The sequence below is a fragment of the Agromyces binzhouensis genome (assembly GCF_004135055.1).
Lineage (GTDB): Bacteria > Actinomycetota > Actinomycetes > Actinomycetales > Microbacteriaceae > Agromyces > Agromyces binzhouensis.
In genome coordinates this window covers 1-4,552 of sequence record NZ_SDPL01000252.1, presented here as the reverse complement: position 1 = coordinate 4,552, position 4,552 = coordinate 1, and the positions used below count along the sequence as shown (strand labels likewise).

At 72.3% G+C, this 4,552-nt stretch carries 3 protein-coding genes; all 3 read left to right on the top strand.

Features of this window, described 5'->3' with window-relative positions; all coding sequences use genetic code 11:
- Window positions 1-491: 491 nt before the first annotated feature.
- Window positions 492-1,211 (top strand): L-ribulose-5-phosphate 4-epimerase, encoded by a 720-nt coding sequence (locus ESO86_RS11915; RefSeq protein ID WP_129235227.1) that lies wholly within the window; start codon window positions 492-494, stop codon window positions 1,209-1,211.
- Window positions 1,208-2,815 (top strand): xylulokinase, encoded by a 1,608-nt coding sequence (locus tag ESO86_RS11910; RefSeq protein ID WP_422836490.1) that lies wholly within the window; start codon window positions 1,208-1,210, stop codon window positions 2,813-2,815. The genes ESO86_RS11915 and ESO86_RS11910 overlap by 4 nt, the downstream gene beginning before the upstream one ends.
- A 100-nt stretch (window positions 2,816-2,915) precedes the next feature.
- A complete protein-coding gene (gene araA / locus ESO86_RS11905; protein ID WP_129235226.1) occupies window positions 2,916-4,439 on the top strand; it encodes an L-arabinose isomerase in 1,524 nt (507 codons plus the stop codon).
- Window positions 4,440-4,552 lie beyond the last annotated feature (113 nt).

The following is a 4,552-nucleotide window of genomic DNA, read 5'->3' as shown; positions in this document are numbered from 1 at the left end:
GCCGACCCGCCTCGCCGACCCCGACCCGTCTCGCCGGGGCCGACCCGCCTCGCCGACCCCGGCGCGCCGACCGACGCCGGGCCCGTCCGTCCGTCGGGAGGAACTTCCGGCTCGCGTTCGGCGTGTCGAGGGTGGGTCCGCGGCGTGTCGTCGGTTTTCTCCTCCCGTTCGCACGGGAGGGCGAGCTGCGGGGGCGGCGCGACGGGCCGAGGGGCTTGGCTCCACGCTTCGTTAGCGCTAACATCGTGATTGTTAGCGCTAACGAAGCAGACGAAGGAGTCCCGGATGCCGCATGCCGCGCCTGAGCGCCACGTGACGCTGGTCGAGGCCGTCTCCGATCGGAACGGAGCATCCGCCCGTCGGCATCGCAGCGCGACCCGGAGCCCGGAAGGCGTTCTCGCCTCCCGCACGGCGATGCCCGCCGCGGTGGAGGCGGCGGGCATCGACCCGGGGTCGAGCACGATCGGGTCGAGCACGATCGGGGCGACCGCATGAGCGGCACGGCCACCGACCTCCGGCCCGACGTCGAGGTCGCGATCGCCCGTACGCGTGCGGATGTCGCTCGCCTGCATGGTGAGTTGACCCGGTACGGGCTGGTGGTGTGGACCGGTGGGAACGTGTCGGGTCGGGTGCCGGGTGCTGACCTGTTCGTGATCAAGCCGTCGGGTGTGAGCTACGACGACCTGGCGCCGGAGAACATGATCCTCTGCGACCTCGACGGCAACGTCATCCCGGGCACGCCGGGCGCCGACCGGTCGCCGTCGAGCGACACCGCGGCGCACGCGTACGTCTACCGGAACATGCCGGAGGTCGGCGGAGTCGTGCACACCCACTCCACGTACGCGGTCGCATGGGCGGCGCGCGGCGAGGAGATCCCGTGCGTGATCACGGCGATGGCCGACGAGTTCGGCGGGCCGATCCCGATCGGGCCGTTCGCGATCATCGGCGACGACTCGATCGGCCGGGGCATCGTGGAGACGCTCCGCGGCCACCGCTCGCGTGCGGTGCTCATGCAGAACCACGGGCCGTTCACCATCGGCGCCAACGCCAAGGACGCGGTCAAGGCCGCCGTCATGGTCGAGGACGTGGCCCGCACCGTGCACCTGGCGCGGGAGGCCGGCCCCCTGATCCCCATCCCGCAGGACTCGATCGACCGGCTGTACGACCGGTACCAGAACGTCTACGGACAGAGTGGAGACGCACGACGATGAGCGAGACCATGACCACGGATGCCGCGCGCGCCGCGATCCTCGAGGGGCGCACGTCGCTCGGCATCGAGTTCGGGTCGACCCGCATCAAGGCCTGCCTGGTCGGCGAGGACCCGACCGACGTGCTCGCGGTCGGCAGCCACGAGTGGGAGAACGAGTTCGTCGATCGCCGCTGGACCTACTCGCTCGAGTCGGTCTGGTCGGGCCTGCAGTCGGCGTACGCCGACCTCGTCGCCGACCTTCGGCGCCGCCACGACGTCGTGCCCGAGACGTTCGGCGCGATCGGCGTCTCGGCGATGATGCACGGCTACCTGGCCTTCGACGCCGACGGCGAGCTGCTCGTGCCGTTCCGCACGTGGCGCAACACCTCGACCGGGCCCGCCTCCGCCGAGCTCGGCGAGCGGTTCGGCGTGAACATCCCGCTGCGCTGGTCGATCGCCCACCTGCACCAGGCGGTCCTCGACGACGAGCCGCACGTGCCCCGCATCGCGAGCTTCACGACCCTCGCCGGGTACGTGCACTGGAAGCTCACGGGGCGCAACGTGCTCGGCGTCGGCGACGCGTCGGGCATGTTCCCGATCGACTCGGCCACGAACGACTACGACGCGCGACTCATCGGCATCTACGACGAACTCGTCGCCGACCGCGCGCCCGGCGTGAAGGTCGCCGAGCTGCTGCCCGAGGTGCTGCCGGCGGGGCGGGTCGCCGGCGAGCTCACCGAGGCGGGTGCCGCACTCCTCGATCCGACCGGCGCGGTGCGCGCCGGCATCCCGTTCTGCCCGCCCGAGGGCGACGCCGGCACCGGCATGGTCGCGACGAACGCCGTCTCGCCGCGCACCGGCAACGTCAGCGCCGGCACGAGCATCTTCGCGATGGTCGTGCTGGAGCATCCGCTCGCGAACGCCCACGACGAACTCGACCTCGTGACGACCCCGGCCGGCGACCCGGTCGCGATGGTGCACTGCAACAACGGCGCGAGCGAGCTCGCCGCGTGGGCGGGCGTGTTCGGACGGTTCGCAGCCGCCGCGGGCGTCGAACTCGACGGCGACGCCGTGTTCGGCACCCTGTTCCGCGAGGCGCTCGAGGGCGAGGCGGATGCCGGCGGCCTCATCGCGTACAACCACCTCGCGGGTGAGCCGATCGCGGGCCTCGAGGAGGGGCGGCCGATGGTCGTCCGCACGCCCGACAGCCGGCTCACGCTCGCCAACCTCATGCGCGCGCACATCTACGGCGTCTACGGCACGCTCGCGCTCGGCATGCGCGTGCTGCACGGCGAGGGCGTCGGCCTCGACCGCATGTTCGCGCACGGCGGCATCTTCCGCACGGCGGGCGTCGCGCAGCGCTTCCTCGCGGGCGCGCTCGACGCGCCGGTCGCCGTCGGCGAGACCGCCTCGGAGGGCGGAGCGTGGGGCATCGCGGTGCTCGCCGCCTACCTCTCGCACGCCGACGAGTCCGACCTGGGCACCTACCTCGACGAGCGCGTCTTCGCCGGTGCGGCGATCGACGTCGCCGAGCCCGACCCGACGGATGTCGCCGGCTTCGCCGCCTACCTCGACCGCTACGCGGCCGGCCTGGCCGCCGAGGCGGCAGCCGTGGAGGCGCTGTGACGAGCCACGCGCCCGAGACATTCCGCCCGAGGCATCCGCCGACCGGCACCGCAGACCCCGCAGACATCGAAGCACCCGGAACCGCACGAAGGACACGCACATGACCCGCACGCCGCTCACCACCTCGCTCGACGGATACGAGGTCTGGTTCCTCACCGGAAGCCAGCACCTCTACGGGCCCGAGACCCTCGCGCAGGTCGCCGACCAGTCGCGCACCATCGTGGAGACGCTCGACGCGGCATCCGACGTGCCCGTGAAGCTCGTCTGGAAGCCCGTGCTCACCGACTCGGCCGCGATCAAGCAGGTCGCGCTCGAGGCGAACGCCGCACCGAACGTCATCGGCCTCGTCGCGTGGATGCACACGTTCAGCCCCGCGAAGATGTGGATCGCCGGGCTCGACGCGCTGCAGAAGCCGCTCGCGCACCTGCACACGCAGGCGAACGTCGAACTGCCGTACGCCGACATCGACTTCGACTTCATGAACCTCAACCAGGCCGCCCACGGCGACCGCGAGTTCGGGTACATCCAGACCCGCCTCGGCGTGCCGCGGAAGACGATCGTGGGGCACGCGTCCGACCCGCGCGTGCAGCGCGAGCTCGGCACGTGGCAGCGTGCGGCGGCCGGCCTCGCGGCATCCCGCGACCTGAAGCTCGCCCGCTTCGGCGACAACATGCGCTTCGTCGCCGTGACCGAGGGCGACAAGACCGAGGCCGAGCTGCGGTTCGGCGTGCAGGTCAACACCTGGGGCGTGAACGAGCTCGCGGACGCCGTGCACGCGGCATCCGACGCCGACATCGACGCGCTCGTCGCGGAGTACGAGGAGCTCTACGAGGTGGAGCCGTCGCTGCGCCGCGGCGGCGAGCGGCACGACTCGCTGCGCTACGGCGCGGCGATCGAGATCGGGCTGCGCTCGTTCCTCGAGGAGGGCGGCTTCGGCGCCTTCACGACGTCGTTCGAGGACCTCGGAGCGCTGCGCCAGCTGCCCGGCCTCGCCGTGCAGCGGCTGCAGGCAGAGGGCTACGGCTTCGGCGCCGAGGGCGACTGGAAGACCGCGATCCTCGTGCGCGTCGCGAACGTCATGGGCGCGGGCCTGCCCGGCGGAGCGACGCTGATGGAGGACTACACGTACGACATGACGCCCGGCGACGAGCTGATCCTCGGCGCGCACATGCTCGAGGTCGCACCCTCGATCACGACGGCCAAGCCGACGCTCGAGATCCACCCGCTCGGCATCGGCGGCAAGGAGGACCCGGTGCGCCTGGTCTTCACCGCCGACCCCGGCCCCGCCGTCGTCGTGGCGCTCTCCGACATGCGCGACCGGTTCCGCCTCACCGCGAACGTCGTCGAGAACGTCCCGCCGCGCGAGCCGCTGCCGAAGCTCCCCGTCGGCCGCGCGATCTGGAAGCCGGCGCCCGACTTCCAGACCTCCGCCGCCGCCTGGCTGACCGCCGGCGCGGCGCACCACACCGTGATGTCGACCGCGGTGGGCGTCGACGTGTTCCGCGACTTCGCCGAGATGGCTCGCGTCGAGCTGCTCGTCATCGACGAGGAGACGACGCAGCGCGGGTTCGAGCGCGAAGTACGGTGGAACCAGGCCTACTACCGACTCGCGCAGGGCCTCTGAAGGAGGACCACGTGACCGGTGCGGATGCCTCGGCGCGGGTCGGCGACGACCCGGTCGAGGCGCCCGGCCCGGTCGAGGCGTCCGGCCCGGCGGAGGCGCCCGGCCCGGCGGAG